Source organism: Cnuella takakiae (assembly GCF_001953305.1).
GTDB classification, from domain to species: Bacteria; Bacteroidota; Bacteroidia; order Chitinophagales; family Chitinophagaceae; genus Flavisolibacter; species Flavisolibacter takakiae.
In genome coordinates this window covers 1-2,298 of sequence record NZ_MTFE01000005.1, presented here as the reverse complement: position 1 = coordinate 2,298, position 2,298 = coordinate 1, and the positions used below count along the sequence as shown (strand labels likewise).

General features: G+C 48.0%; 2 protein-coding genes. Both read right to left on the bottom strand.

All coding sequences use genetic code 11. The annotated features are described in order from the left end of the window. Positions 1-1,492, bottom strand: a 1,492-nt coding sequence (locus BUE76_RS00540) for an FG-GAP repeat domain-containing protein (RefSeq protein ID WP_143313414.1), incomplete at its 3' end; no start/stop codon positions are given. 22 nt (positions 1,493-1,514) lie between these two features. Next, complete coding sequence (locus tag BUE76_RS00535; protein ID WP_073042777.1) at positions 1,515-2,081, bottom strand: hypothetical protein; 567 nt, start codon at positions 2,079-2,081, stop codon at positions 1,515-1,517. Positions 2,082-2,298 lie beyond the last annotated feature (217 nt).

Sequence of the window (2,298 nt, the reverse complement as noted above, 5' to 3'; positions counted from 1 at the left end):
GTGCATTGTTGCGGTACACAAAGCAGGGGCTGTTTACATTGTTCACCACCAGGTCGAGGTCGCCATCTCCGTCCAGGTCGCCATAGGCCGAACCGTTGGAAAAAGAAGGATCAGCAAGGCCCCACTCCTTTGCTTTGTTCTGAAAGCGCAGCCCCCCCAGGTTGCTGAAAGCATAGTTGGATACCGGTTGGGATGGAATCAGGTCAATCATTTTGCGGTAATCGGCCGCACCGGAACTCACCTGCTTGAAAAAGCTTTCGTTTGAAATGTATTGGATATAATCTTGGTTGGTGAGGTCCTGGTAAATGCCATTGGCCACGAAGATGTCTTTGTTGCCATCAAGGTCCATATCGGTGATGAGGGCACCCCAGCTCCAGTCGGTAGCGTGTACGCCTGCAAAGCGGCCAATGTCCGTAAAATGACCATTGCCCAGGTTCAACTGGAGCATGTTGCGGGTGTACTGGTAGTAGTATCCATATTGCAGGTCCAACTGGAATTTATCCCAACTCTGAAAAGTAGTATTGGTTTTTACCCTTGCTTCCGATTGGGGCAGCATTTCCGTTACAAAAATATCAGGGTGTGCGTCGTTGTTGATATCAGCCATATCTGCACCCATGGAGGCATTGGAAGTACTGATCATCTGCTGCTCCAACTCTTCCGAAAAGGTTCCGTCCTTTTTGTTGATGTATAAATAATCGCGTTCAAAAAAATCATTGGACACATAGATATCCTGCCAGCCGTCGTTGTTTACATCACCCACCGTTACGCCCAATCCAAAACCTATTACACTGCCATAAATGCCCGCCTGTTCACTGATGTCGCTAAAATGATTGCCATCGTTTCTGAAAAACTTATGTCCGCCCAAGGAGTCGCGTTTGGTGCGTTCGTTCTCTTTCAGGTTGAAAGAGCCGATGGCTTTAAAAGAGTTGTTGAGCAGGAACATATCGAGGTCGCCATCCTTATCGTAATCAAAAAAAGCTGCATGGGTAGAAAGCCCGCGTTCATCCAGGCCGTATGCTGCGGCCTTCTCTTCAAAGCTGCCATCGCCTTTGTTGATGTACAATTCATTTTGCCTGAAATCGCCTTTGATGTCACCGCTGTTGCATACATAAATATCGAGCTTGCCATCGCCGTTCACATCAGCCATGCTAACGCCTGTACTCCATTTTCCTTTTTTACCAATACCGGCTTTCTGGGTCACTTCTTCAAACCGGAAATTGCCCTTGTTCAGGTACAGTTTATTAGGGCCCATATTGGCGGTAAAAAAAACATCGGGCAGGCTGTCGCTATTTACATCACCAATGGCCACGCCACCGCCGTTGTAAAAGTTGCGGTAGGTATAAATATTAAACTGGGCATCATAAGCCAGGTCGTTGCGAAATCCGATACCGGTTTGGGCAGAATCGAGTTGGGTAAATAAAACAGGGGTGGCCTTTTGCTTGCAGGCAAGCAGGCTAAGAAGCAGCAGCCAAAGTATCGGTGATTTCTTCATCGGGTGCAATTGGGGTGTTAGATCAAATGGCTTTTTGTGGCTGCACCGACAGGTCGGTATAATCCACTTTTACCTGTACATCATCGTACTTGCCGATGATGATGCGGCGGTTGCCGTCCACTTTTACATACAGGGTTCCCTTTGCCTGGTCTTCAATTTTCAGAAACGAATTGCCACCGGGATACCAACGCTGGTATAACTGTACCACATCAGGCAGGAGGCTATCGGAAGCGAGTGCCTTGTTCCAGGGCGCCCAGCCGGCATACTGAAACCGCACCCACATCCCACTGACCTTACCCCTGTTGAACTCGGGGTAGAAATACATATCGGTAGGATGCTTCATCAGGCTATCGGGCACCTTGTACAAAACGCTGGTATTATTGGCGCCATCGGCAAAAAGGCCCTTCTTGTTCATGTTCCAGCAGTGGAGGTAAAAATCCTTACTGGGCATACCAAAGGAAATGTTGAGGAAAAGATCATTGGCCTTCTTGCCGTTGGCTTCCTTTTTCACCAGTTGCTGGTATTGGTCCAGCGGCGAGGTTTGGCAGGAGGTGAAAAAAAGGAATATGGGGAGTAGTTTTTTGAACATGATGTAGTGGTTACGGCTATTTGTTGGTGAAAGTGTTAGGAGGTTCGCGGTTGTCTGGGGAAAATCCATTGAATTAAACAATAATAAGAGGTTGAAGGCCGCTATATAATAGGCTATTGGTGCTGGAAAATCCCCCGAACCCTATAGCACTAAGCAGTTGAAGGTCGCCCCTTTTACAAAGGGGAGGCACCCTCATTACTACGGAGCGGCACGGGAA

Coding starts and splice junctions, on each gene's coding strand:
- BUE76_RS00535 (WP_073042777.1), bottom strand. CDS start 2,081: ATGTTCAAAAAACTACTCCCCATATTCCTTTTTTTCACCTCCTGCCAA.